Below are 26,546 nucleotides of genomic sequence, written 5' to 3'. Positions count from 1 at the left end.
ATCGTGCCGATCAGGAGTTGTCATGTCGTATGTTATTCCCGCAGCCATCCAGCCCAGCGTTCCCGTCACCGGCAGCGTCGATACTTTCCCTGTTCACCGCATCTATTGCGTGGGCCGCAACTACGTCGATCACGCCAAGGAAATGGGCCATACGGGCCGCGAAGCGCCATTCTTCTTCATGAAGCCGGCCGACGCCGTGCTGCCCGTGCCAGCCGGCACGACGGGCGAGCTGCCGTATCCGGCGCAGACGCAGGATTTCCAGCATGAGATGGAGCTGGTGGTGGCCATCGGCAAGGGCGGCAGCGATATCGGCGTGGCCGATGCGCTGAGCCACGTGTGGGGTTATGCGATCGGCCTGGACATGACGCGCCGCGACGTGCAGGGCGCAGCGAAAAAACTGGGCCGTCCGTGGGAGACGGGCAAGGCCTTCGAGCACTCGGCGCCCATCGGCCCCATCACGCCGGCCGCGCAGGCGGGCGATATCAGCCATGCTGCCATCACCCTGCGCGTCAATGGTGATCTGCGTCAAAGCAGCACTATCGAACTGTTGATCTGGAACGTGGCCGAAACCATCGCCGACCTGTCGACCTATTTCACCCTGCAGCCGGGCGACCTGATCTACACGGGCACGCCGGCCGGCGTGGCGGCCGTGCAGCGCGGCGACGAACTGCTGGGCGCCATCGATGGCCTGGGCGAACTGCGCGTGCAAGTGGTCTGAGCGGACAAGGAGAGCGGCATGATGAGCGACACATATTGCGTAGCGCAACCGGCGCGCGCCGAGATCGACGGCTTGAAGGGGCCGGCCCTGCTGGAATTCGGCACGGGCTGGTGCGGCCACTGCCGCGCCACCGACGCGCCGCTGGCCGCCGCGTTGGCGCAGCACCCCGGGGTGCCGCATCTGCGCGTGGAAGACGGCCCCGGCCGCGCGCTGGGGCGCTCGTTCCGCGTCAAGCTGTGGCCGACCTTGATTTTCCTCAAGGATGGCCAGGAAGTGGCGCGCCTCGTGCGCCCGCTCGACAGCCGCGAGATCGAGCAGACTTTTGCATTGATCGATGCATAGGTCGGCGCAGGCCGGCGCAGGCCGGCGTAGGTCGGCGTAGGTCGGCTTAGCGCAGCGTAAGCCGACACCACCGGACATGCTCCATCACAACTTCTTGCCGCACCGCAGCACTGCGCGTATCATAAGCCGCTTACAGCAAGATCAACCGCATCCCTCGGGATGCAGCGCGATCATCGCCGGCCCGCTCCACCCGGAGGGGCCGCAGGCAAGGATTCACCACAAATGACCGATGCCGCGATGCCGACGCGCGGGTCTGGTACGGAATGCCTGGCGATACGCCGGGCCTGATACACGTCGCCCATCCCCTGACGCCTTTCCTGCCGTGCCCCGGGTAACCGGATGGCGCACGACCGTTGTTTCTCTAAATCAGCACTGATCACGGCGCGATGGCGCGCGTTGGTACACCGTTGTCTGCCGTTAACAACGGCGTGTTGCGGCGTGGAATTTGTTTGCGAATTTAATAGCAAATGCGCAGCAAATACGTCCGCGCACAGCTATGATAGGTGAACCGCGCGCCTAGACAACGTGCTGTGCTGCTGCCTGAAAAAACATCCAGAGAATGGCCTTTAGACACCCTCCCCAAGGAGCGCAGTAAATGAGCACCCCCCCCAAGAAAAATTCCCCCGGCACGGTGCTGTTCGCCAGCCTGATCGGCACCACCATCGAGTTCTTTGACTTTTATATCTACGCCACCGCCGCCGTGCTGGTGTTCCCGAAACTGTTCTTCCCCGCCGGCGACCCGTCGGCCGCCGTGCTGCAGTCGCTGGCCACGTTCGCCATCGCCTTCTTCGCCCGCCCCATCGGTTCGGCCGTGTTTGGCCACTTCGGCGACCGCATCGGCCGCAAGGCCACCCTGGTGGCGGCCTTGCTGACCATGGGTATCTCCACCGTCATCATCGGCTTGCTGCCGACGTATGCCGCCATCGGCACCCTGGCGCCGCTGCTGCTGGCGCTGTGCCGTTTCGGCCAGGGCCTGGGCCTGGGCGGCGAGTGGGGCGGCGCGGTGCTGCTGGCAACCGAGAACGCGCCACCGGGCAAGCGCGCCTGGTACGGCATGTTCCCGCAGCTGGGCGCGCCGATCGGCTTCTTCCTGTCGGGCGGCATCTTCCTGCTGCTCAGCGAAACCATGACCGATGAGCAATTCTTCAGCTACGGCTGGCGCATCCCCTTCCTCGCCAGCGCGCTGCTGGTCATCGTCGGCCTGTACGTGCGCCTGAAGATCACGGAAACACCGGACTTCCAGAAAGTCATCGACAAGAACGAAGTCGTCAAGCTGCCCGTGGCCACCGTGTTCCGCCAGCATGGTCGCATGTTGTTCCTGGGCACCATCATCGCCCTGGCCACCTTCGTGCTGTTCTATCTGATGACGGTGTTCGCATTGAGCTGGGGGACGACCAAGCTGGGCTTCACGCGCAAGGAATTCCTCGTCGTGCAACTGTTTGCCGTGCTGTTCTTCGCCCTGACGATTCCATTCTCGGCCGTGCTGGCCGACCGCCGCGGCCGCCGCGCCACCCTGATCTGGGTCTCCGTCGCCATCGCCATCTTCGGCCTGGTGCTCGCACCGATGTTCGGCTCGGGCGTGACGTGGGAAGTGACCGTCTTCATGGCCGTCGGCCTGGGCTTGATGGGCATGACCTACGGACCGCTGGGCACGATGCTGTCCGAGCTGTTCCCGCCCGAAGTGCGCTACACGGGCGCCTCGCTGACGTTCAACCTGGCGGGCATCCTGGGCGCCTCGCTGGCGCCGTACATCGCCACCTGGCTGGCCACCAACTACGGCTTGCAGTACGTCGGCTATTACCTGTCGCTGGCGGCCGTGCTGACCCTGGGCGCCTTGCTGATGGTGGGCAAGCCGCGCGCGGGCAAGGAAGCGTGGCAGTAACACGCCCCTGATCCTGGAGCACCCGAAAGCCGCCAGCTGTACGCACAGCTGGCGGCTTTTTTTGTCGGTAAAACGCCACGCCGCACGCCTGCCGAGATTCTTGTTGACAGTCAAAATCGGCTGGTGGTAAGGTGTGCACACGTGTGCAATGCAGTGCAAGCCTTGAAAAAGCACATCCCGGGACAGTGACACCGCAAGATAGCGGTGCGGTCTGAAGTACCACAACGATAACGAACTTGGAGTGAGACGATGAAGATGCGCAATGTTGCGATTGCTATAAGCCTGGCCCTGCCGATGACGGCCATGGCCGCCGAGGAACGCCTGTCCGTGCTGTGCTCGGCCGACATGGAATGGTGCCAGCTGATGAAGAACCGCTTCGAGGCGGAAAGCAAGATCAAGGTGTCGATGATCAGGAAGAGCGCCGGGGAAGCCTACGCGAAGATCCGCGCCGAAGCGTCGAACCCGAAATCGGACATCTGGTGGGGCGGCACGGGCGACCCCCACCTGCAGGCGGCCGCCGAAGGCTATACGGAAGAATACAAGTCGCCCACGCTGCCCAAGCTGCAGCCGTGGGCGCTCAAGCAGGCCGAGACGGCCAAGTACCGCACGGTCGGCATCTACATCGGCATCCTGGGCCTGGCCTACAACGAAAACGTGCTGAAGAAGAAAAACCTGCCGCCGCCGCAATGCTGGAAAGACCTCGTCAAGCCCGCCTACAAGGGCGAGATCGAGATGGCCAACCCGAACTCCTCGGGCGCCGCCTACAACGCGCTGGCCACCGTGGTGCAGCTGTTCGGTGAAGAAGACGCCTTCGATTTCCTGGCGAAAATGGGCCAGAACGTCAGCAAGTATCCGAACGCGGGCGTGGCGCCGGGCGAGGACGTGGGCCGCGGCGAAGCGGGCGTGGCCATCGGCTTCATGCATGACCTGATGAAACTCACCGTGGCCGGCTTTCCCGTGAAAGTCTTGCCGCCCTGCGAAGGCACGGGCTACGAGATCGGCTCGATGAGCATCGTCAAGGGATCGAAGAACATGGAGCAGGCCAAGAAATTCTATGAGTTCGCCTTGCGTGCCGATGTGCAGAGCGAAGCCGTCAAAGCGCTGGCCTTCCAGATCCCGTCCAACACGGCCGCCACCATTCCCGCCGCCTCGCCGCGCCTGGAAAACATCAAGACCATCAACTACGACTTCGCCAAGTATGGCGCCTCGGACACGCGCAAGCGCCTGCTGCAACGCTGGACCACGCAGATTTATTCTGCCGGCAATTAAGGCGCGCCAAAACTTACTGCGCGTCGCGATTTGCAGCCTGCGATGCTCACTGTGCTAGCGCACAGCTGCGCGTCTCGGCCGCAACTCACTGCCGCTCGCGACAGTTTTGGCAGGCGTTAAACCTATATAAATTGTTCAAAACGTCTGGAAAACAGAGCGCACCGCGCAACAGAATTTCAGACGTTCATAGTTGGATGAAACTCATGAAAAAGATATTTTACGGCTGGCTGCTGGCCGCTTTGGCAGCGTTGTGCCTGTTGCCCTGGCAGCAGCAGGAAGCGGGCCTGTTCGCCGGCGAATGGCTGCGCGACGGCCAGTTCTTCAGTGAACGTGGCGCACCGGCCGTGCTGCACGTGCTGTCGTTCGGCGCCTGGCCGCTGGGCGTGTTCTTTGCCCTGATCGCCGCCAGCGCCGCGCTGGTGGCCGGCAATCCCCACCGCAAGACCCTGGGCCTGGGCCAGATCGCCCTCGGTGGCGCGGGCCTGCTATGGCTGGCATGGCTGGGCTGGGGGCCGCTGGCCGCCGGCACCGGCCTCGGTTTCGGCGCGCTGCTGTTGGCGCTGTGCCTGCTGTTCCTGCTGACCTCGGGCGCCGCCGCCTGCGGCGTGTGCCGCGGCGACGCCTTCGTGGCCGGTGCCATCGGCCTCATCATCTGCCTGATTTCCCTGTTCGTGCTGTTCCCCGTCGCGCTGATCCTGGTCAGCGCCGGCCAGCCCCTGGACGATGGCGGCACGGGCGCCGCCGCCCTGGCGCGCCGCCTGGCCGACCCCGGCATCTGGAGCCTCAATTGCGTGGCCGGTCCCGGCCGCTGCGGCGTGGCCTGGAACACCCTGGCGCTGGCCTTGTTGACGGGCGTGTCGGCCACCTTCCTCGGTCTCGTCTTCGCCCTGCTGGTGACGCGCACGAATGGCCGCTGGGTACGCCCCATGCGCGCCATTACCATCTTGCCGATCGTCACGCCGCCGTTCGTGCTGGGCCTTGCGCTGATTCTGCTGTTCGGCCGCAACGGCGCCATCACGGGCCTCGTCGGCGACCTGTTTGGCATCGAGCAAAGCCGCTGGCTGTACGGCATGACGGGCGTATGGCTGTCGCAGATGCTGGCCTTTGCGCCGATCGCCTTCATGACATTGATCGGCGTGGTGGAAGGCGTCAGCCCCTCGCTGGAAGAAGCGTCGGGCACCCTGGGCGCGAGCAGCTGGCAAACCTTCGTCAAGGTGTCGCTGCCCTTGATGCGTCCCGGCATCGCCAATGCCTTCTTGCTGTGCTTTATCGAAAGCATGGCCGATTTCGGCAATCCGATGGTCTTGGGCGGCAACTTCCACGTGCTGTCGACGGAAATCTTCTTTTCCGTGGTGGGCGCCTCGAACGATCAGGGCCGCGCGGCGACTTTGGCCATCGTGCTGCTGACGTTTGCCGTGGGCGCCTTCTTCATCCAGAACCTGTGGCTGGGCAAGAAATCATATGTGACGGTGACGGGCAAGGCCGACCACGGCGGCCACGCCTCGCTCAACCCGCGCCTGAAAACCACCTTGTGGACCATCGCCCTGCCATGGTTCGCCTTCACGGCCCTGATCTACGGCACCGTGGTGGCGGGCGGCTTCGTGAACAACTGGGGCCAGGACAATGCCTTCACCTTGCGCCATTACATCGACGCCTTCGGCATCACGGCGGGCGCTGCCGGCTGGCACTGGACGGGCCAGGCCTGGCCGTCGCTGTTCACCACGCTGACGATTTCGGCCATCGCCGCGCCCTTGACGGCCTTTGTCGGCATCCTGTCGGCCTGGCTGCTGGTGCGCCAGCAATTCGCCCTGAAGAGCGCGTTCGAGTTCGGCACCATGCTCAGCTTTGCCATTCCCGGCACCGTCATCGGCATCAGCTACATCCTGGCGTTCAACTCGGCGCCGATCGAGTTGACGGGCACGGCAACGATTCTGATCCTGTGCTTTGTCTTCCGCAACATGCCGATGGGCTTGCGCACGGGCATCGCCGCCATGCGCCAGCTCGACGGCAGCCTGGACGAGGCCTCGATCACCCTGGGCGCCAGCAGCTGGACCACCATGCGCAAGGTCATCCTGCCGCTGCTGCGCCCGGCCATTGCCTCGGCCCTCGTGTATGGCTTCGTGCGTTCGATCACGTCGATCTCGGCCGTCGTCTTCCTCGTCAGCGCCGACTACGACATGGCCACGTCCTACATCATCGGCCTGGTGTCGAACGGCAACTACGGCACGGCGATTGCCTATGCCACGGTGTTGATCGTCATCATCCTGCTGTGCATCCAATTGATCCATTTGCTGGTCGGCAAGCGCCGCCTTCGCCGCGTCAGCGCCGAAAAAACGCTGCCGGCCGCCGTTCCCAACCTGGAAAAGAGCTACGCATGAACCACTTTACTACCCAAGCAACAGAGCTTGCCGCGCTGCAATTCGATGGTGTTACCAAGCGCTACGGCAAGGCCCTGGCCGTGAACGATGTGTCGTTCACGATCGCCCCGCGCACCATGGTCACCCTGCTGGGCCCCAGCGGCTGCGGCAAGACGTCCACCCTGCGCCTGATCGCGGGCCTGGAACGCGTCAGCGCCGGGCGCATCCTGCTGGCCGGCGAGGACGTCACCCTGACGTCCGCCGCCGAGCGCGACGTCAGCATGGTGTTCCAGTCGTATGCGCTGTTTCCGCACATGACGGTGCTCGACAACGTGTGCTACGGCTTGACCGTCTCCGGTGAAACCAAGCCGCGCGCCGTGGAACGGGCACAGGAAAGCCTGCGCCTGGTGGGCCTGGCCGACTTTGCCGCGCGCTTCCCCAACGAGTTGTCGGGCGGCCAGCAGCAGAGGGTGGCCGTGGCCCGTTCGCTGGTGTTACAGCCCAAGGTCTTGCTGCTGGACGAGCCGTTGTCGAACCTCGACACGAAACTGCGCCGCCGCGTGCGCGACGAGATCCGCGACATCCAGGTCAAGCTGGGCTTGACGGCCGTGTACGTCACGCATGACCAGGAAGAGGCGCTGGCCATTTCCGACCAGATCATCGTCATGAACCGCCAGGTGATCGCGCAAAAGGGCACGCCGCACGAGCTGTTCGAGTCGCCGGCCGACAAGTTCGTCGCCGACTTCATCTGCAACGCGAACATCGTCGATGGCGTGATCGAATCGGTGGCCGACGGCAAGGCCGTCTGCGTCATGGGCAAGCTGCGGCTGCGCCTGCCATGCCGCAGCCAGCGCAGCGGTGAAGCGAGTTTCGCCGTGCGTCCGGAAGCGATCCTGCTGTCGCCCGCACAGCCCGACAGCGCCATGGTGGTGCGCGTGGCGCGCGCCACTTACCTGGGACGCGAAATGCAATACACGCTCGAGACGCCCGTCGGCGAACTGTTTGCCGTCTCGCACGACTTGAGCCAGGTTTTCACGCAAGGCACATCGGTCGCCATGACCGTACACGAACATGGCGCAGCCATCATTGGAGGACAAGCATGACAGATATGACACAGGCAGCGGTACTGGCCGACGCGGCCACCCTGGAACGCTATGCCTACGCCCGGCACATCATCGGCCAGGCGGGCGAGATTGCGCTGGGCATGTTCCAGCGCCGCACGGAACTGGTGATCGAGGAAAAGGGCTTGCAGGACATGGTCAGCATCGCCGACCGCATGGTCGAGGATTTCCTGCGCGCGCAGATTGCCGAGCGTTTTCCGGAAGACGCCGTGGTGGGCGAGGAGCGTGGCGGCGGCGCGTCCGACGCGCGCTGCGTGTGGGTCATCGACCCCATCGACGGCACGGCCTGTTTCGTCAACGGCATGCTGGCCTGGTGCGTGTCGATCGGCGTGCTGGTTGACGGCCAGCCCGCCATCGGCGCCGTGTACGACCCGAATGCGGACGAGCTGTTCCACGCCTGCCTGGGGCAAGGCGCGCATGTGACGGCGAAGGCCGGCGAAACGCGGCTGCACATCAACGACGTGGCCAGCCTGCAGGGCGGCGTGCTGGGCGTGGGCTTTTCGCACCGCGTGGGCACCGATACCTTTTTGCCCTTCCTGCTCGACGTGCTGGAAGAGGGCGGCATGTTCATCCGCAACGGTTCCGGCGCGCTGATGATCGCCTACGTGGCGGCCGGGCGCCTGATCGGCTATTTCGAGCCGCACATCAATTCCTGGGATTGCCTGGCGGGCATCGTGCTCGTCAACGAGGCGGGCGGGCGCTGCAATGATTTCCTCGCCGATAACGGCCTGGAAAAGGGCAACCCCATCCTGGTGGGCGGCCCCCGCCTGTATCCGCAACTGGCGGCGCTGGCCTTGCCGCGTTGTACCTGAGCACATTGACTGGAAAGGGAGGGCAGGCGTCCGGCGAGGGACGCATGTAGTGGCAACACGCTGTTGAGCATCATGAGTAATCCACCACCATAAAAACAAGCAGGAGACAAAATGAAAAACGGGATGAAAAAGAGCACCACGCAGTTGAACAAGATCGCCGCCGTACTGTTGCTGGTCGCACCAGGCTGCGTGCTGGCCGAATCGAGCGTCGTCGTGTACGGCCGCATCCACGCGGGCTTCGACCGTATCGAAACGTCGAGCTCGGCCACGGCGCCGAATGGCGAGTCGGTCTCGCGCGTGTCGGACAACTCTTCGAAGATCGGCTTTCGGGGAAGAGAAGACTTGGGCAATGGCAACACGGCCTTCTTCCAGATCGAAGGCAATGCCAAGCTCGACGATGGCACGGGCGCCATCAATAGCAAGGATACCTTTGTCGGGCTGGAAAACCCCGCCTATGGCCGCATCGCGCTGGGCCGCTTCGCCACGCCGATCCGCCAGATCAACGGCTACACCAACCGTTTCGTGGGCGAAGGCATCCAGGATGACGCCAATATTTCGCAGCTGGGCGGCGAAGGCTTCAACCGCCGCAGTTCGAACGCCGTCAGCTATCGCACGCCCGTGGTGCAAGGCTTCAGTGCCACGATTTACCGCGCCAGCGAAAACGAGGCATCGAACGGCGACCGCATCTATTCGGGCATCGTGCAATACGCAAACGGTCCCGTGAAGGGCGCCGTCGGCTATGAAAAGCACAAGGACTTGCGTCCCGGCTTCAGCGAAAAGATGTTCCGCGCCGTGGGTAATTACAACTTCGGCGGCGGCGACGTGGGCGTGGCCTGGAACCGCATGGTGTATGACGTGGCCGGCGGCGACTTGCAGCGCGACTACTTCACCATCACGGGCGCCTACAAAGCAGGCGGCGGTGCCTTCATCGGCCGTTTCGGCGTGGCAGGCGACGTGTCGGGCAGCGCGCCCAACGGCAGCAGCGTGACCATCAAGGCCACCACCCTGGTGCGCGGCGACGACAGCGGCGCCAAGCAGGCAACCCTGGGCTACGAGTATTACTTGTCCAAGCGCAGTACCGTCTACGCCTATTACACGCAAACCAATAACGACAAGAATGCCAACTACACGTTTGGCGGCAATGCCTTCGCCGCCACCAAGAAGGGTGCCAAGCTCAGCGGTGTAATGCTGGGCGTCATCCACCTGTTTTAACTTTTTTGGCCCGGATTTGCACACGTGTGCAAATTCGGGCCGCGTATTACCGACTATCAAGGAGATGGAAATGATTCAAGTGGCATTGTTCGGCGCCGGGCGCATCGGCCGCATTCACGCCGGCAATCTGGTACGCCAGCCCGGCGTGCGCCTGAAATACGTGGTCGACGTGCATGCGGGCGCGGCGGCGGAAGTGGCTGCCCTGCACGGCGCCAGCGTCGCCAGCGTGGACACTGTGCTGGCCGACCCGGCAGTCAAAGCCGTGCTGATCGCCTCGAGCACGGATACGCACGCGGACCTGATCGTGCGCGCGGCCGCCGCCGGCAAGGCCATCTTTTGCGAAAAGCCCGTCGACCTGACCCTCGAGCGGGCGCGCGCCGCGGCCGCTGCCGTCCAGGACGCGGGCGTGCTGTGCATGATCGGCTTCCAGCGCCGCTACGATCCCACGTTTGCCGCCGTCAAGCAGCGCATCGCAGCGGGCGAGATCGGCACGCCGGAGATGCTCATCGTCACCAGCCGCGATCCGGGCCCGCCGCCCGTCAGCTATATCCAGGTCTCGGGCGGCATCTTCAAGGATATGCTGATCCACGATTTCGACATCTTCCGCTGGATACTCGATGATGAAGCCGTCAGCGTGCACGCCACGGGCAGCTGCCTCGTCGATCCGGCCATCGGCGCGGCGGGCGATCTCGACTGCACGGCTGTGACCATCCGCACGGCGAAGGGACGCTTGTGCCAGATCAACACCACGCGCCGCGCCGCCTACGGCTACGACCAGCGTTTCGAAGTGCTGGGCAGCGCCGGCATGCTGCAGGCGGGCAACCACAAGCCGACGGAAGTGACGGCCTATGGCGCCGTGAACGTCAGCGTGGACAAGCCGGAAGACTTTTTCCTGGAACGCTACCGCGCCGCCTACGCCAGCGAAATGGCGCACTTTTTCGACGCCTTTGCCCATGGCGCAGCGCTGCGCACCACCGTCCACGATGGCTTGAAAGCCTTGGAACTGGCCGAAGCGGCCACCGTGTCGTGGCGTGAGCAGCGCATCGTGCAACTGTCATAAGGAAACAATGCCATGAAGAATACGACTGAATTTGCCCAGGGCCGCGCGCTGGACGTGATCTGCCTGGGCCGCCTGGCGGTGGACCTGTACGCGCAGCAGATCGGCAGCACCCTGGAAGACGCGAGCAGTTTTGCCAAATACCTGGGCGGCTCTTCCGCCAATATCGCCTTCGGCACGGCCCGGCTGGGCTTGAAGTCGGCCATGCTGTCGAAAGTGGGCGACGATCACATGGGCCGCTTCTTGACGGACACCTTGGCGCAGGAGGGCTGCGACGTCAGCCACGTCGGCATCGACCGCGACCGGCTCACGGCCCTCGTCATGCTGGGCATCAAGGATAAGCACACCTTCCCGCTGATCTTTTACAGGGAAAACTGCGCCGACATGGCCATCGAAGCGTCCAGCGTCGACGCCGCCTTTATCGCTTCCAGCAAAGCGCTCTTGATCACCGGCACGCATTTTTCCACCGCCGCCATGCACGCCGTCAGCACGCAGGCATTGCAGCTGGCCCGCGCCAATGATGTGCGCACCGTGCTCGACATCGATTACCGGCCTGTGCTGTGGGGTTTGTCGGGCAAGGCGGACGGCGAAACGCGTTTCGTCTCGAACGACGGCGTCACCCGCCACTTGCAGGCGATCTTGCCGCAATTCGACCTGATCGTCGGCACGGAAGAGGAATTCATGATCGCCGGCGGTGGCGCCGATATCATGGCGTCCCTGCGCGCCGTGCGGGCCGCTACCCTGGCCACTCTCGTCGTCAAGCGCGGGCCGCTGGGCAGCGCCGTCATCGACAATGTGGTGCCCGCCAGTTTGGATGACGCGTATAACTACCGTGGCGTGCGCGTGGAAGTGCTGAACGTGCTGGGCGCGGGCGACGCTTTTCTTTCCGGTTTCCTGAAGGGCTGGCTGCGCGGCGAGGATTACGAGGCGTGCTGCCGCTATGCGAACGGCTGCGGCGCCCTCGTCGTGTCGCGCCACGGCTGCGCCCCGGCCATGCCGTCGCCAGTCGAGCTCGACTATTTCCTGGCCAATGCGGCCAAACTGACCCGTCCTGACCAGGATGCGACCCTGGCGCGCCTGCACCGCACGACGGTGGCGCGCAGGCAGTGGGATGAGCTGTGCGTGTTCGCCTTCGATCACCGCACGCAATTCTTTGAGCTGGCCCAGCAGGGCGGTGCCGACGAGGCAAAGATTGCACGGCTCAAGCAACTGTTCGTGCAAGCCGTGGGCCAGACGGAGGCGGCACGTGGCTTGCAGGGCGGCACAGGCGTGCTGATCGATGACCGCTATGGCGTCGACGCGCTCAACGATGCGACGGGACGCGGCTGGTGGATAGGCCGTCCCGTCGAGATGCCGGGTTCGAATCCCTTGCAATTCGACTGGGGCCGTTCGCTGGCATCGCGCTTGACGCAGTGGCCGAAAGAGCACGTGATCAAATGCCTGGTGCAACTGCATCCCGATGATACGCCGGAAAACCGCCTGGAACAGGAAGCGCAAATCAAGGGTTTGTATGACGCCGCGCAAATCACTGGCCATGAATTGTTGCTGGAAATTATTCCTGCCAAGTCCTTGCCCCAGCACCACGATACAGTGTATCGCGCGGTGAAACGCCTGTACAACCTCGGCATTTACCCGGAATGGTGGAAGCTGGAAAGCATGACAGCTGCGCAATGGCAAGCCATCGACGCCCTCGTGCACGAGCGCGATCCGTATTGCCGTGGCGTCGTCCTGCTCGGTTTGAACGCGCCGATCGACAAACTGGCCGCCAGTTTTGAACAGGCCAGTGCCAGCACCACCTGCAAGGGTTTCATGGTGGGCCGCACCATCTTCCAGGAACCGAGCCGCCGCTGGCTGGCCGGAGAACTTGACGACGCGGGCCTGATCGCCGCCGTGCGCGCCAACTTCGAACAGCTGATCAGCTTGTGGCAGCGCACGCGCCAGCACCTGGAGCGTGCGGCATGACCACCACCACGATCCGCCTGACCATGGCGCAGGCCTTGATCCGCTACCTGTCCGTGCTGCGCACCGAGGATGGCCAGCCTTTGTTCGGCGGCGCCTTCGCCATCTTTGGCCACGGCAACGTGGCGGGCCTGGGCGAGGCGCTGTACCAGTATCGGGATGCCTTTTCCACCTACCGCGCCCATAACGAGCAGGCGATGGCGCACTCGGCCATCGCCTATGCGAAAGCCCACATGCGCTGGCGCATGATGGCCGTCACCAGTTCCATCGGCCCCGGCGCCACCAACCTGCTGACGGCCGCCGCGCTGGCGCACGTGAATCGCCTGCCGGTCTTGCTCCTGCCCGGCGACGTGTTTGTCTCGCGCGCACCCGATCCCGTCTTGCAGCAGCTGGAAGATGGAAGCGATGGCAGCGTCTCGGTCAACGATGCCTTCAAACCGCTGTCGCGCTATTTCGACCGCATCGTGTATCCGGAGCAATTGCTGACGGCCTTGCCAAGGGCGATTGCCGCCTTGACGGACGCGGCCGCCTGCGGTCCCGTCACCTTGTCCCTGCCGCAAGACGTGCAGACGATGGCATATGACTATCCGGCCGACTTTTTCGAACCGAGAGTCGTGCGTTTCCGCGCCGTACCGCCCGTCGAGCAGGAGCTGGAAGAGGCGGCGTTGCTGTTGAAAAATGCGAAACAGCCGCTGATCGTGGCCGGTGGCGGGGTATTGTACGGCCAGGCCGGCGCCGCCCTGCGGGCGTTTGCCGAACGGCACGGCATTCCCGTGGCGGAAACCCAGGCGGGCAAGAGCAGCTTGCCGTGGGACCACCCGCTGCAACTGGGCGCCATCGGCGTCACCGGTTCGCCCGCCGCGAACGCGCTGGCGGCGCAGGCCGACGTCGTGCTGGCCGTCGGCACGCGCCTGCAGGATTTCACGACGGGGTCGAATTCCCTGTTTGCGCAGGCGCAACTGCTCAGCCTGAACGTCAACGCTTTCGATGCGCTGAAACGCCGCGGCCTGGGCCTGCAGGCGGACGCGACCTTGGGCTTGCAGGGCCTGTCGCAAAGGCTGGCGCACTGGAATAGCGCCGGCCAGTGGCTGGACCGCGCGCAGCAGGCAGGCAAGGCCTGGCGAGACACGGTGCTGGCGATCACGGGAAAACGCGAGGTCGCCGGCTTGCCGTACGACGGCGAAGTCATCGGCGCCGTGCAGCGCTCTTCACCGGACTCCACCACCCGCGACATCGTCGTCTGCGCGGCCGGTACCTTGCCGGCCGAACTGCATAAACTGTGGCGAACATCGACGCCGGGCGGCTACCACATGGAATACGGCTATTCGTGCATGGGCTATGAAATCGCCGGCGGCCTCGGCGTCAAGATGGCCAAGCCGGACTCGGAAGTCATCGTCATGGTGGGCGACGGCAGCTATCTGATGATGAATTCGGAAATCGCCACCTCCGTCATGCTCGATAAAAAACTCATCATCGTCGTGCTCGACAACCGGGGCTACGGCTGCATCAACCGCCTGCAGCAGGCCTGCGGCAATGCCTCGTTCAACAATATGTTGCCCGATAGCGCACCGGCCATCGACTTCGCCCTGCATGCGCAATCCTTGGGCGCCTTGAGCGAGCACGTGGCCAGTATCGCAGAACTGGAGCAAGCGATGCTGCGCGCCCGGGGAGCTTCCCGCACGTATCTGATCTGCATCAATACGGACGCCACGCGCACGACGCAAGAGGGGGGGTGCTGGTGGGAAGTGGCCGTGCCCGAGGTTTCCACGCAAGCCGGCGTGCAAGCTGCGCGTGCCCGTTATGAAAACGATCGCCTGAAACAAAGGAATTGAAATGACTACCTGGAATGTCAAGATCGGCATCAACCCGATCTCGTGGATGAACGACGATTTACCGAGCCTGGGCGGCGAAACGCCCCTGGAAACGGCGCTGAAGGAAGGCGCCGAGATCGGCTACGTGGGTTTTGAGCTGGGCAACAAGTTTCCGAAAGATGCCCCGTCCCTGAATGCCGTGCTGGGCAAATATGGCCTGGCATGCGTCTCGGGCTGGTATTCGGGCCGCCTGGCGCACCGCTCGGTGGAAGAAGAGATCGCTTCCGTGGCATCGCATTTACGTTTACTTGCCGACAGCGGCGCCACCGTCATGGTCTACGGCGAAGTGGCCGACGCCATCCAGGGCGAAGCGCGCCCCCTGTATAAACGCCCGCGTTTCCAGTCCGCCCAGCAATGGCAGGACTACGCCGATAAACTCACGGCGTTTGCCAAGCATTTGCTCGACAACGGCGTGCGCCTCGCCTACCACCACCACATGGGCGCCTACGTGGAAACACCGGCTGATGTGGATCAATTGATGGCCCTGACGGGGCCGGAAGTGGGCTTGTTGTTCGATACGGGTCATATCACGTTTGCCGGCGGCGACGCACTGGCGGTTTTAAATAAGCATATCGATCGCATCTGCCACGTGCATTGCAAGGACGTGCGTCCGAACGTCGTGAAACTGGCCCGCAATGGCCACTGGAGTTTTTTGCAGGCCGTCATCAATGGCGCCTTCAGCGTACCGGGCGATGGCTGCATCGACTTTCCGGCCATTTTGACGCGGCTGTACCTGCACGGCTATGCGGGCTGGCTGGTGGTGGAAGCGGAACAGGACCCGGCCGTCGCCCCCAGCTACGCATACGCGAAGATGGGCCACGATTACCTGGCGCAATTGGTCGAGGCCATCCCTCGCCTGGGCCGGGAGGCGGCATGAGCCCGCTGTTAGTCAAGGCAAAGTCCGGTTCCACCATCGTCGAGGTGACACCGGCATCGGCCGGCTGGACGCATGTGGGCTTTGCCGCGCACAGGTTGCAGGCCGGCGAGGGCTTGACGCTGGAGACGGGCAGCCGCGAGCTGTGCCTCGTCGTGCTGACGGGCACGGTCACGGTGCAGGCGGGCGAGCAAACCTGGGAAGCCATCGGCAAGCGCGCCAGCGTTTTTGAAGACGTCTCGCCGTACGCCGTGTATGTGCCGCTGGAAACCATGGTCAGCATCACGGCCGTGAGCGCCGCCGAGGTCGCCCTGTGCAGCGCGCCGGCCACCCACCAGCGCCCGGCGCGCCTGATCGAACCGGCCAGCATGACGCGCTCCGTGCGCGGCCAGGGTGCCAACACGCGCTATGTGTGCGACATCCTGCCGCAGACGGCAGAAGCGGACGGCTTGCTGGTGGTGGAAGTCGTCACGCCGTCCGGCCATTCCTCGAGCTATCCGCCGCACAAGCACGACAGCGACAATATTCCAACCGAGAGTTCGCTGGAGGAAACGTATTACCACCGGCTCAATCCCGAACAGGGCTTTGCCTACCAGCGCGTCTACACGGATGACCGTTCCATCGACGAAGCCATGGCCGTGGAAAACCACGACGTGGTGATGGTGCCCAGGGGCTACCACCCCGTCACCGTGCCGTATGGCTATGACGGCTATTACCTGAACGTGATGGCCGGCCCGAAACGCGTGTGGCACTTCAAAAACGACCCGGCCCATGAGTGGCTGATGCATACCAAATAATCAAGGAATCCGCTATGACAACGCAACAGATCGGCCACTTTATTGGTGGCAACCCGATGGCCTCGCGCTCGGAGCGCACGAGCGACGTGTTCAATCCCGCCACGGGCGAGGTGACCGCCAAGGTGGCGCTGGCCACGCCTGCCGAACTGAACGCGGCCGTGGCCGCCGCCTATGCGGCCTTTCCCGCCTGGTCGCAGACCTCGCCATTGCGCCGCGCCCGTGTCATGTTCAAATTCAAGGAATTGCTGGAGCAAAACGCCGACAGGCTGGCCGAGCTGATCACGCGTGAACACGGCAAAGTGTTGACGGATGCGAAAGGGGAAGTCACGCGCGGCATCGAAGTGGTGGAATTTGCCTGCGGCATCCCGCAACTGATGAAGGGAGAGTATTCGGAACAGGTGGCCGGCGGCATCGACGCCTGGTCGATCCGCCAGGCGCTCGGCGTCTGCGTCGGCATCACGCCGTTCAACTTTCCCGTGATGGTGCCGATGTGGATGTTCCCGATGGCCATTGCCTGCGGCAATACGTTTGTACTGAAACCGTCGGAGCGCGACCCGTCGGCCAGCCTGCTGCTGGCGCAGCTGCTGACGGACGCGGGCTTGCCCGACGGCGTCTTCAACGTGGTGCAGGGAGACAAGGAAGCCGTGGATGGCTTATTGCACCACCCGGACGTGCGCGCCGTCAGCTTCGTCGGTTCCACGCCGATTGCCGAGTATATCTATGCGACGGGCTGCGCCCAGGGCAAGCGCGTGCAGGCGCTCGGCGGCGCGAAAAACCACATGGTGGTCATGCCGGATGCGGATATTCCCCAGACGGTGGACGCCCTGATGGGTGCGGCGTTCGGTTCGGCCGGCGAGCGCTGCATGGCCATTTCCGTCGTCGTGGCGGTCGGCAATGTGGCGGATCAATTGGTGGAAGCACTGGTGCCGCGCATCGCGGCGTTAAAGATCACGCAGGGCATGGATCTGTCGGCCGAGATGGGCCCCGTGGTGACGCAGGTACACAAGGAGAAGATCGCCGGCTACATCGCCACGGGCGTCAAGGAAGGCGCCAAACTGGTGGCCGACGGGCGCGGTTTCGTGCTGCCCGGCTACGAGCATGGCTTTTTCCTCGGCGGCAGCCTGTTCGACCACGTCACGCCCGAGATGACGATTTATAAAGAGGAAATCTTTGGCCCCGTGCTGTGCATCGTGCGCGTGCCCGATTTTGCCACCGCGCTGGACCTGGTCAATGCGCATGAGTATGGCAATGGCACGGCGATCTACACGCGCGACGGCAACACGGCGCGCGAATACACGCACCGGGTGCAGGTCGGCATGGTGGGCGTGAACGTGCCGATCCCCGTGCCGATGGCCTTCCACAGCTTCGGCGGCTGGAAGCGCAGCCTGTTCGGTGACCACCATGCGCACGGCCCGGAAGCGGTGCGCTTCTACACGAAACAGAAGGCGGTGACGCAGCGCTGGCCGGCCTCGACGGCGGCCGGGGCCGAGTTTGCCATGCCGACCTTGAAGTAAAGCGTGCTGGCGGCGCGCAGTATCAGCGCGTCAGCGCGCCGCCACGTGTCCGTAGCAGGTTTTCAGTTTCACATAGTCGTAAAAGACGCTGCCCGGCGCGATGCGGGCGCCGTCGCAAGCGGCCTGGAAGTCCGTTTCCTTTTCGTTGTACAGCAGGCGCACGATGAGCTGCCCTGCCTCGTTGCGGTACACATCCCACTGCATATTGGCCGCCAGCGGCGAGACGTTCTGGCCGCGCCATGGATTGTTTTCATAACTGTAACTGACCGATGCCGGCAAGGGGGCCAGCGCCTGCTGCAAGCCTATGGCCGACGCGAGCGGAATGATCATCTCGGCGTGCGTGAAGCGCAGCTTGGCCCCATGGCGCAAATCTCCCCTGGCCAGTGCGTCGACCTCATTGAAAAAATCGTTGCGCAAGGCTAGCGCAAAGCGCCAGGTCACGCCGCTGCTTTCCGTGGTGGCCGGCCCCTTCTGGTAAAAATCCTCATGGTCCGCGACATAGGCGTAGTAGCGCGCGTCCTCGGCGGGCATGTAGCGGCTGAAATCGGCCGGCACTTCATGCCGCATGCCGGCGGCGATCGCATACAACTCATACAGTTTCGTCGCGGCCGCATTCAGGCTGCGGATCACGGTCTTGCCGCTGCCCGTCATGGTGCGCGTGAGTTTGCCGTCGGCGCTGGTGAAGGTGTAGCTTCCCGTGTCCGCATAGCTGGCGCGGCCGCCTTCAAACTGGTCGAGGAAGGCGGGAGAAAACAGCCGTTCGAGCACGTGGCGCGCATGCGCTGTCGCCGCAGGCAGCCTGGCCGGGGCGCCCATCAGCGCATCCAGCTGCTTGCTTCGTTCATAGTATTGGTAGGCCTGGCTGGCGGCATAGGTGGTGTAATACGGATTGGCCGTGTCGGTGACGCGGTCTGTCTGCGGCGCCAGCTTGTGCGCGTACAGCAGGAAGCGGTTGACGCCATCGGGCTGCAATATCGTCTGTACCGCAGGCTTGCGCCCTTGCGGATATGGCGCCGGCGCGGGCGGCAGATATACCAAGGGTGTCAGCGCTGGCGCGTGCTCGAGCAGCGACTGCGTGAAAAAGCGTGCGCTGTCGCGCGCGCGGTCCACGCCGGAATGGATGGTGACGAACTGGCGCGGCGCCGTCGCCGCGTCTTGCCCCACCTGCGCGAACAGGGCGGGCAGGCGCGCCAGCATGCGTACGGCCAGCTGCCGGTGTTCGTCGATGCCCGTCTGCGACAGATTGCCGTAGCCGGGCCGCTCGATGCCGGCCACGCCATAACCGAGCAAGGCATTGGCCTTCATCAGCGCCAGGATGTCGGGGCCGAGTTCGCGGCCCAGGGGCGTGAGCGCATCCTGCGCGGCGGCCTGCTGCCACATCGCATACAGGGCCGCGTCGTTCTTCATGCTGGTGAGCCCGCGCGAACCGTGGCGCGCCACCAGTTGCGTGAAAATGGGCTGGAAGCCGGCAGGCGGCGCGGCGTAGGTGGCCGGGTCCTGCTGTGGCGCATACGGCGTCTTGGTCTGGTAATGGCCTTCGACGGCCAGCGTGGGATCGGCGTATATGGCGATGGCCAGGGCCAGCGGGATGCTGGCCAGGGAAAGCGATGGAGGCATGGGAGTCCGTGACGTGATGAGTTCCTGGGCGCAAGCCTAGCATCAAACGCCAAACTGGCGGGCACGGCTGGGAGCCGGCCCGCCTGCACTCCGTGATTACTGCGCCACGTGGCCGTAGCAGGTCTTCAGCTTCGCATACACATAGAAATGGCTGCCGGCCGCATGGCGGGCGCCGTCGCAGCCGGCCTGGAAGTCGGTTTCCTTTTCGTTGTACAGCATTTTTACCAGCACATTGCCGCTGGCGTCGCGGTACACGTCCCACTGCATGTTGGCCGCCATCGGCGCCACGTACAGGCCACGCCAGGTACTGTTGTCATAGCTGTAGGTCTGCGCCGCCGGCAGCGCGCCGACGACGCTCTTCAGGCCCATGGCCGTGGCCAGCGGGATGATGGCTTCCGCATGCGTGAAGCGCAGCTTGGCGCCGTGCGACAGGTCGCCGCGCGCGATGGCATCGACTTCCGTGAAGAAGTCGTCGCGCAGCGCGCGCACGTAGTTCCAGGTGACGCCGGCGCTCTCCGTGGTGCCGGGACCCTTGTTGTAGAAATCCTGGTAATCCTGCACGAAGGCCTGGTACTTGGCTGCGTCCGACGGCATGTACTGCACGAAATCGGCTTTGACCTCGTTCGTCATGCCGGCCATGATGGCGTACAGGTTGTACAGCACCGATGCGGCATCGGCCAGGCCCTTGATGGTGGTGCCGCCATCGCCCGTGACGGTGTTGGTGAACTTGCCGTCGTCGCTGGTGAAACTGTAGGTGCCCGTATTGGCGAAGCGGTAGGTGCCGTTGTCGATCTTGTCGACGAAGGCCTTGGTGAACAGCCGCTCCAGCACCTCGCGGCCCAGGGTGCGCGCCGTGGCATCCGTGTCGATGGCCGTGTACTTGGCCAGGAAACCGGGGCTTTCCAGGTAGGCCTGGTAAGCCTGGCTGTCCTGGTAAGTCTGGTAATGGCTGTCGAGGGCATCGGTGACCAGGTCCGTCTTCGGCACCAGCTTGTGTGCATACAGCAGGAAGCGGTTGGTGCCAGCTGGCTGCGCCACGGGCTTGCCGGCCGGGTAGCCGGCCGGTGCGGGCGGCAGGGTAATGAGCGGCGCGACGTTGGGTGCCGTGGCGGCCAGCGACTGCGCAAAATACGCGGCGCTGTCCTTGGCGCGGTCCACGCCGGAACTGATGGTGACGATCTGGCGCGGCGCGCTGGCGGCGTTCGCGCCCAGTTGCGTGAACAGGGCGGGCAGGCGCGCCAGCATGCGCACGGCCAGCTGCTTGTGCTCATTGATGCCCGTCTGCGACAGGTTGCCGTAGCCGGGCGCCGTGATGCCGTCCACGCCGTAGCCGAGCAGCGCGTTGGCCTTCATCAGTTTCAGGATGTCGGCGCCCAGCTTTTGCCCCAGCGGCGTGAGCGCATCGTCGGCGGCGGCCCTTTGCCAGACGTTGTAGAAGGCGGCGTCGTACTTCATGCTCGACAGGCCGCGCGAACCGTGGCGCGCCACCAGTTCGGTGAACACGGGCGCGTAGCCGGCCGGCGCGGCTTCATATGTGGACGCATCCTGCTGCGGCGTGTATGGCGTCTTGGTCTGGTAGTAGGTGGCGGCGACGGGCGGCGTGACAGGAGGTGTCACCGGCGGCGTGACAGGGACGGGCGGCGTATCGCCGCCGCCACAGGCGGCCAGGCAGAGCATCAGGAGGGGCAGCGGAAGATGGCGTGCGTGCAGCATGGCGTTTCCTTTGGATGTGAGTTGCCCGGGCGCGCTGCACAGGACGGCGCACCCAGGGTAGACAGGCAGGAGGAGGTATTGCAGATTACAGCTTGAGGGCCTTGGCCAGGCTGTTGGCGCGCGCATCGCGCTCGCTCAATGGCGCCAGGCCATGGCGTTCCTCGATGAACTTCAGGATCGACACGGTTTCATACTCGGTATGGTCGATATGCCCGCCTTCGCTGAAGGGCGAGATGACGAGGGCGGGGATGCGCGTGGCCGGGCCGAAGCGGTCGCCTTTGGGCGGCGCCACGTGGTCCCAGAAGCCGCCGTTTTCATCGGTGGTGACGATGATGACGGTGTCCTTCCATTGTGGGCCTTCCATGATGGCGTTGATGATGGCCACGCCTTCGTCGTCGCCGGCCGCCACGCTCGATTTGTCCATCCCCGGATGCATGTTCTTCTTGCCCATGGGCTTGTAGAACGAGACGGGCGGCAGCTTGCCCGCCTGGACGTCGGCGATCATGTCGGAGCGGTCCTTCAGGTGCGTGGCGCGCTGCTGCGGGCTGTCGATGAAGCGCTTGAAGTAGGTGAACGGCTGGTGGTGATACGAGAAATCGTCGGCCTTCTTGCCCGACTTGGTCGAGGCGACGGCGATGTCGTAGCCGTCCGCATAATAGACCCAGGAGATGCCCTTGTCCGTCAGGCGGTCGCCGATGGTGGGCATGGTTTGCGGCGGCAAAAAGGTCTGCTTCTTGGTCGGGTCGAACAGCAGCGGGCCCTGCATGGTGTTGACGGCATAGCCGTCCTGCGTCACTTCCGCTTCCTCGCCCTTCTTGTGGCCCGTGCCGCGCTCATCCTGGGCGACGATGGACTTGGGCGCGTTCGGGAAGACGGGCGTGCAGGCGCAGGTCAGCCACATGTGGTTGAGGAAGGAGCCGCCGTAGGCGGACTGGAAGAAGCGGTCGGCCAGGGTGTAGCGCTGCGCCAAGGCCCACAGTTTGAGCTTGCTGCCGTCGAAATAGCCCATGGGCAGGGCGCCCGTATTGCCCTCGACGACGAAACGGTCGTTCTTGCCGTCGTTGATCTGGCGTTTGTGCGTCCAGAACGCGTGCACGGGACTGGCCGTCTTGTCGCCCAGCGACACGCTCGGCTCCATGTGGAAGGGCGCGTTGGCGATGTCGCCCTTGAAGCGCTGGTCCAGGCCGCCCTTGTCGAGCGCCACGGCGGGCAGCATTGCATACGGCTTGCCATCGGGGCCGGTCTGCGTGGTGGTGTCGGGCGAGCGGCCATTGGCGATGCCGTCGGCGCCCGGGAAGGTGCCGAACAGGTGGTCGAAGCTGCGGTTTTCCATGTACACGACGACGATCTGGCCGATCTTCGCCAGCTTCGGATCGGCGGCGGCTGTGGCAGCCGTAGTTTGCTGGGTGCCGGCGGGGGTGGTGCAGGCCGCCAGGCCGATGGCCCCGGCGCCGAACAGGGCGATTCTTAGAACGTGGTTCAACATAACAGTCTCCTTGATGGCGCCTCCGTGGACGGGGCGCTTTTTTTAGTGGTGTGGCCAGAACAGGCTTTTTGAAGAAATTGCACACGTGTGCAGCACGCGTGTGCAAACAGTAACCCGGATTTTTTTTGATGTCAACAAGTACAGGCGGGGGAAGACAAAGTGTGGAAAACGGGGAACGGCGGGCACTGCGGGGCGGTGGGGGCGGGCAGACGGCGTTGCGCCATCTGCCGTATTGAGTCGCTTAGCGCGTCGTGCCGCGCCGCACCAGCGTGACGGGCACTTCCTTCAGGCGGCCCGGCATGGCGAATTTTTCCATGCGCTCGACCAGGCTCTTGACGGCGCGGCGCGCCAGTTCGCCCGCATCCTGGCGGATGGTGGTCAGCTGGTAGGCGTCGAGCGCCGCCATGGGAATGTCGTCGAAGCCGATCACCTGCAATTGCGCGGGCACGTCGATGCCGTACTTGCTGCGCGCCGCGTCGATGAAGCCGCAGGCAATCAGGTCGGTCGCGCAAAAGACGCCGTCCGGCAGCTTGCTTGATGCGAGCAGGGCGTCGGCCGCTTCCTGGCCCGCCTGGTAGCCGGTGGCGTCGGCCAGGTATTCGCCGGCCGTGCAGCGCTTCTTCGCCACGGCCGGCGCCAGGTGGTCGAGGAAGGCCTTGCCGCGCGCGATGCCGCTGAAACTGCTGGCGCGCGTGTTGACGAAGGCTAGCCGTCTGGCGCCGCTGTCGAGCAGGGTGCTGGCCGCCAGTTCGCCGCCGTGGAGGTTGTCGCTGTTGACCACGTCCACGCCTTTCAGGTCGCGCGCGCGGTTGATCATGGCCACGGGCACTTGCCGCTGCAGGTATTCCGTCGCCACGGCGGACGGCGGCGAGCCGGACGTCATGATGACGCCGGAAATCTTGTAGCTGAGGAGGATGCGCAGCAATTCGCTCAGGCGCTCGGGATCTTCCGCATTCATCAGCAGCGGCACCAGCGCATGTTCGCTCAGGCTGCGCGTGACTTCGCCCAGCAGGGCCACGCGGAACGGGTCCGTGAAGCCCGTGATGACGACGCCCACCAGGTTGCTCTGGCCCTGGTTCATGCTGCGCGCCAGGATGTTGACCTGGTAGCCCAGCGACTGCGCCGCTTCCATTACGCGGGCCCGCGTTTCGGGCGCCACGCTGGCGCCGGGCGTGAACGTGCGCGAGACGGCGGAACGCGAGACGCCGGCCCGTTTGGCGACGTCCACCGAAGTGACCCAGGACTTGTCTTTTTGTTCCATTGACGGTGTAGATGAATGAGAGGCCGATGCACGATGCGGTGCGGCGCAATGCCGCGCCATCATCTTAGCCGAAAATCCCGGCCGCGGCGCGAACTGAATGCCGGTTGCACTATCAGTCACGCGGCGCGGCCAGCGTGCCGGCCCTCAGCTTTTCAATCGTCTTACCACTTCGGCGTGTACTTCAGGGTGAACTGCACGTTGCGCGGGTCGCCATAATAGTTGTTCGACCCGGTGGTGTTGTAGGCCGGGATGATGTAGCGCTTGTCGAACAGATTGTTGACGTTGACCGACAGGGCCACTTGCGGCGTGGCTTGCCAGCCCAGGCGTGCATTCCAGATTGAAAAACCGGCAACCTTGAACGTGCGCTCGGTATCGAGCGTATGGCTTTGCAGGCTGCTGCCGGCGCCCACGCTGAACTTGTCCCACGCGCCGGGCAGGGTATAGCTGGACCAGAGGCGCAGCATGTGCTTCGGCGTCCAGGTGGAAAAGACCTGGCCCTTGTTGTCCGGATCGTCGAGGTAGGTCGTCGTCGTGTAGGCGTAGCCGGCCGACAGCTGCAGGCCGCTTGCCACTTCGCCCGACACTTCAGCTTCCAGGCCCTGGCTGCGCACCTTGCCCGAGGCGCGCGAGCAGTACCAGCCGTCGCAGGCGAAACCGGCAGCGTAGTCGGTGACGGCGCGGTCCTTGTGGTCATAGCGGAACACGGCCAGCGAGGTGTTGACCTTGCCGTCCACCAGTTCGCCCTTGATGCCGCCCTCGTAGCTGCTGCCCGTGATCGGCTTGAGGGTCCGGCCAGCCACATCGTGGTTCGTCTGCGGCTGGAACACGTCCGCATAGCTGGCGTAGGCCGACCATTGCGGCGTCAAGGCATAGATCAGGCCTACCGATGGCGTGAACTTGGCCGTGGCGCGGGTGGCGTCGCGGTAGCCGTCCGGCGTGGCATACAGGAAGTCGTACCAGCTGAAGCGCCCGCCCAGCAGGGCTTTCAGCTTGCCCGTCAGCTGGCCATTCCAGGTGGCGTACAGCCCTTTCTGGCGCATGTCGTAGGTGCTGTAGCTGGTGACGCCTGCCGGGCGCGCGGCGATGGTGTCGAAGTCCTGCCACGGGCGATGGTGCTTGATGTTGAAGATATCCGCGCCTGTTTCCCATGCGCGCGCATAGCGGTCGTTCGACGTCATGCTGACATAGCTGGCGCCGACGACGACTTCCTGCGCCATGCCCAGGCCATCGAATTTGCCGCGCACGAAGGCGTCGATGCCGCGCTTGCGGTTGTCGAAATCGGTGGAAAAGTCGCCATAGCGCGCGCCGCTGCCATCGGGTTTGATGGCGAAGGCCGTGCGCTGGTGCGTGGAGCTGGTGCTTTCATTCATGCCCAGGGCCGAGGCTTTCAGGCTCCATTGCGTATTGAAGTGGTGTTCCAGGTCCAGGTAGACGGTGCTCTGTTCCACCTGGCTGCGGTTCCAATCGGCACCCGTGAAGGTGGAGCGCGGCAGCGGCAGTGCGCTGCCGTCGACGTAGCGGGGCAGGCCGATGAAGGTGGGGCGGCCGTGGGCCTTGACGTGGCTGGCGGCCAGGCCCACGGTGGTGGCGGGCGCCAGGTCGTAGTCGAGCGCCGCGTACAGGGTGCGGTTCTTGCTCCATACCTGGTCGATGAAGGAGTGGCTGTCGTCTTCATCTACGATGGCGCGTCCGCGCAGGGTAGCTTCCGCGTTCAGGGGCGTGCTGATGTCGAGCTGGGCGCCATAGTGGTCCCAGGAACCGGCGCGTCCCGTCAGCGTGATCGCGTGCGTGGCCAGCGGGCGCTTGCGCACCAGGTTGACGGAACCGCCGGGGCTGCCCGTGCCGACCAGCATGCCGGAGGCGCCGCGCAGCACTTCCAGGCGGTCGTAGATCACCATGTTTTCCTGGCCCCAGTTCCCCAGCGCATAGGTGTTGCGGTCGATCGGCACGCCGTCGTACTGCCACTGGTCGATCTGGAAGCCGCGCGCCGTGATGACCACGCCCGGGCCCACGCCATGCACGCCCACCACGCCGGTGACGTTGTTGACGGCTTCGCGCAAGTCCGTGATGCCCTGGTCGTCCAGGCGCTGGCGCGTCAGCACGCTCACCGATTGCGGGATGTCCTTCATCGCTTGCTCGCCCTTGCCGAGGGTGATTCTGCGCGCCGTGTAGGAGCCGCTGCCTTCCGTGGTGGCGCCTTGCTCGGCCTGGCCGACGATGGTAATCGAGGGCATGGTGCGCTCGGCCGCGGATGCGGCTGTGGCGGCGGCCGTGGGCGCGGCAGCCGGCGCGGCCACCAGCACATAGCCGGTGGGCGTCTTGCCGATGGCGTAGCCGCTGCCGCGCAGCAGCGCGGCAAAGCCGTCGTCGATGGCGTAGCTGCCTTGCAGGCCCGCCGTCTGCAGCCCCTGCACCTTGGCCGCGTCGATGACGATGGATACGCCCGCCTGCTGCGCATAGCGGTTCAGGGCGCCGGCCAGCGGGCCGGCGGGGATGCTGTAGCTGGCGACAGCCGGCACGGCCTGGGCGGTAGCCTGGGCGTGCAGGCCGGTGCCAGCGAGCAGCATGGCCGCCAGGGCCAGCGGGCGCAGACGCGTGCGCAGGGTGGTCGGGGAGGAAACGGCAACAACTGGAGCGGACATGGTGACAGCCTTTTTTGAATGATCTCAGCTGCCTTGACGCAC

The 26,546-nt window shown here is 64.5% G+C and carries 19 protein-coding genes; 14 read left to right on the top strand and 5 right to left on the bottom strand.

Features of this window, described 5'->3' with window-relative positions:
- Positions 1 to 22: 22 nt before the first annotated feature.
- The 14 genes from AC3RCJ_RS25340 (at position 23) to AC3RCJ_RS25275 (ending at position 17,785) form a co-directional block, all read left to right on the top strand.
- Complete coding sequence (locus AC3RCJ_RS25340) at positions 23 to 718, top strand: fumarylacetoacetate hydrolase family protein (RefSeq protein ID WP_492957033.1); 696 nt, start codon at positions 23 to 25, stop codon at positions 716 to 718.
- Between the two features lie 18 nt (positions 719 to 736).
- Positions 737 to 1,060 (top strand): thioredoxin family protein, encoded by a 324-nt coding sequence (locus AC3RCJ_RS25335; protein WP_492957032.1) that lies wholly within the window; start codon positions 737 to 739, stop codon positions 1,058 to 1,060.
- A 595-nt stretch (positions 1,061 to 1,655) separates the two neighbouring features.
- Positions 1,656 to 2,942, top strand: a complete 1,287-nt coding sequence (locus tag AC3RCJ_RS25330) for an MFS transporter (protein ID WP_070290424.1) — start codon at positions 1,656 to 1,658, stop codon at positions 2,940 to 2,942.
- Positions 2,943 to 3,191: 249 nt separating this feature from the next.
- A complete protein-coding gene (locus AC3RCJ_RS25325; RefSeq protein WP_492957031.1) occupies positions 3,192 to 4,211 on the top strand; it encodes an ABC transporter substrate-binding protein in 1,020 nt (339 codons plus the stop codon).
- Positions 4,212 to 4,414: 203 nt separating this feature from the next.
- Positions 4,415 to 6,589, top strand: coding sequence for an ABC transporter permease (locus AC3RCJ_RS25320; RefSeq protein WP_492957030.1), 2,175 nt, complete (start codon positions 4,415 to 4,417; stop codon positions 6,587 to 6,589).
- A complete protein-coding gene (locus tag AC3RCJ_RS25315) occupies positions 6,586 to 7,671 on the top strand; it encodes an ABC transporter ATP-binding protein (RefSeq protein ID WP_492957029.1) in 1,086 nt (361 codons plus the stop codon). The genes AC3RCJ_RS25320 and AC3RCJ_RS25315 overlap by 4 nt, the downstream gene beginning before the upstream one ends.
- The gene (locus AC3RCJ_RS25310; protein WP_492957028.1) at positions 7,668 to 8,501 is read left to right on the top strand and encodes an inositol monophosphatase family protein; all 834 of its coding nucleotides are present in this window, start codon (positions 7,668 to 7,670) and stop codon (positions 8,499 to 8,501) included. The genes AC3RCJ_RS25315 and AC3RCJ_RS25310 overlap by 4 nt, the downstream gene beginning before the upstream one ends.
- A 111-nt stretch (positions 8,502 to 8,612) precedes the next feature.
- Positions 8,613 to 9,713 carry a porin gene (locus tag AC3RCJ_RS25305; protein ID WP_492965256.1) on the top strand — a complete coding sequence of 367 codons (1,101 nt, stop codon included), beginning with the start codon at positions 8,613 to 8,615 and terminating at the stop codon, positions 9,711 to 9,713.
- A 70-nt stretch (positions 9,714 to 9,783) separates the two neighbouring features.
- Complete coding sequence (gene iolG, locus AC3RCJ_RS25300) at positions 9,784 to 10,773, top strand: inositol 2-dehydrogenase (RefSeq protein WP_492957026.1); 990 nt, start codon at positions 9,784 to 9,786, stop codon at positions 10,771 to 10,773.
- Positions 10,774 to 10,785: 12 nt separating this feature from the next.
- Positions 10,786 to 12,732: a bifunctional 5-dehydro-2-deoxygluconokinase/5-dehydro-2-deoxyphosphogluconate aldolase gene (locus AC3RCJ_RS25295; protein WP_492957025.1), complete on the top strand. Its 1,947-nt coding sequence runs from the start codon at positions 10,786 to 10,788 to the stop codon at positions 12,730 to 12,732.
- Positions 12,729 to 14,561, top strand: a complete 1,833-nt coding sequence (iolD, locus tag AC3RCJ_RS25290; RefSeq protein ID WP_492965255.1) for a 3D-(3,5/4)-trihydroxycyclohexane-1,2-dione acylhydrolase (decyclizing) — start codon at positions 12,729 to 12,731, stop codon at positions 14,559 to 14,561. The genes AC3RCJ_RS25295 and iolD overlap by 4 nt, the downstream gene beginning before the upstream one ends.
- Before the next feature lies 1 nt (position 14,562).
- Complete coding sequence (gene iolE / locus AC3RCJ_RS25285) at positions 14,563 to 15,477, top strand: myo-inosose-2 dehydratase (RefSeq protein WP_492965254.1); 915 nt, start codon at positions 14,563 to 14,565, stop codon at positions 15,475 to 15,477.
- Positions 15,474 to 16,271, top strand: coding sequence for a 5-deoxy-glucuronate isomerase (gene iolB, locus AC3RCJ_RS25280; protein WP_492965253.1), 798 nt, complete (start codon positions 15,474 to 15,476; stop codon positions 16,269 to 16,271). The genes iolE and iolB overlap by 4 nt, the downstream gene beginning before the upstream one ends.
- A gap of 14 nt (positions 16,272 to 16,285) precedes the next feature.
- A complete protein-coding gene (locus tag AC3RCJ_RS25275; protein WP_492965252.1) occupies positions 16,286 to 17,785 on the top strand; it encodes a CoA-acylating methylmalonate-semialdehyde dehydrogenase in 1,500 nt (499 codons plus the stop codon).
- Positions 17,786 to 17,815: 30 nt separating this feature from the next.
- Here the strand turns inward: AC3RCJ_RS25275 and AC3RCJ_RS25270 are convergent, their stop codons facing one another.
- The 5 genes from AC3RCJ_RS25270 to AC3RCJ_RS25250 form a co-directional block, all read right to left on the bottom strand.
- Positions 17,816 to 19,402, bottom strand: coding sequence for a histidine-type phosphatase (locus tag AC3RCJ_RS25270; protein ID WP_492959705.1), 1,587 nt, complete (start codon positions 19,400 to 19,402; stop codon positions 17,816 to 17,818).
- 96 nt (positions 19,403 to 19,498) lie between these two features.
- The gene (locus tag AC3RCJ_RS25265; protein ID WP_492959703.1) at positions 19,499 to 21,115 is read right to left on the bottom strand and encodes a histidine-type phosphatase; all 1,617 of its coding nucleotides are present in this window, start codon (positions 21,113 to 21,115) and stop codon (positions 19,499 to 19,501) included.
- An 85-nt stretch (positions 21,116 to 21,200) separates the two neighbouring features.
- Positions 21,201 to 22,601: an alkaline phosphatase family protein gene (locus AC3RCJ_RS25260; protein WP_492959701.1), complete on the bottom strand. Its 1,401-nt coding sequence runs from the start codon at positions 22,599 to 22,601 to the stop codon at positions 21,201 to 21,203.
- Positions 22,602 to 22,842: 241 nt separating this feature from the next.
- Positions 22,843 to 23,862: a LacI family DNA-binding transcriptional regulator gene (locus AC3RCJ_RS25255; RefSeq protein ID WP_492959699.1), complete on the bottom strand. Its 1,020-nt coding sequence runs from the start codon at positions 23,860 to 23,862 to the stop codon at positions 22,843 to 22,845.
- A gap of 161 nt (positions 23,863 to 24,023) precedes the next feature.
- Positions 24,024 to 26,504 carry a TonB-dependent siderophore receptor gene (locus AC3RCJ_RS25250; protein WP_492959697.1) on the bottom strand — a complete coding sequence of 827 codons (2,481 nt, stop codon included), beginning with the start codon at positions 26,502 to 26,504 and terminating at the stop codon, positions 24,024 to 24,026.
- Positions 26,505 to 26,546 lie beyond the last annotated feature (42 nt).

This window comes from Janthinobacterium sp. GW822-FHT07H11, assembly GCF_058798615.1.
This window is presented reverse-complemented; position numbering and strand designations above follow the sequence as displayed.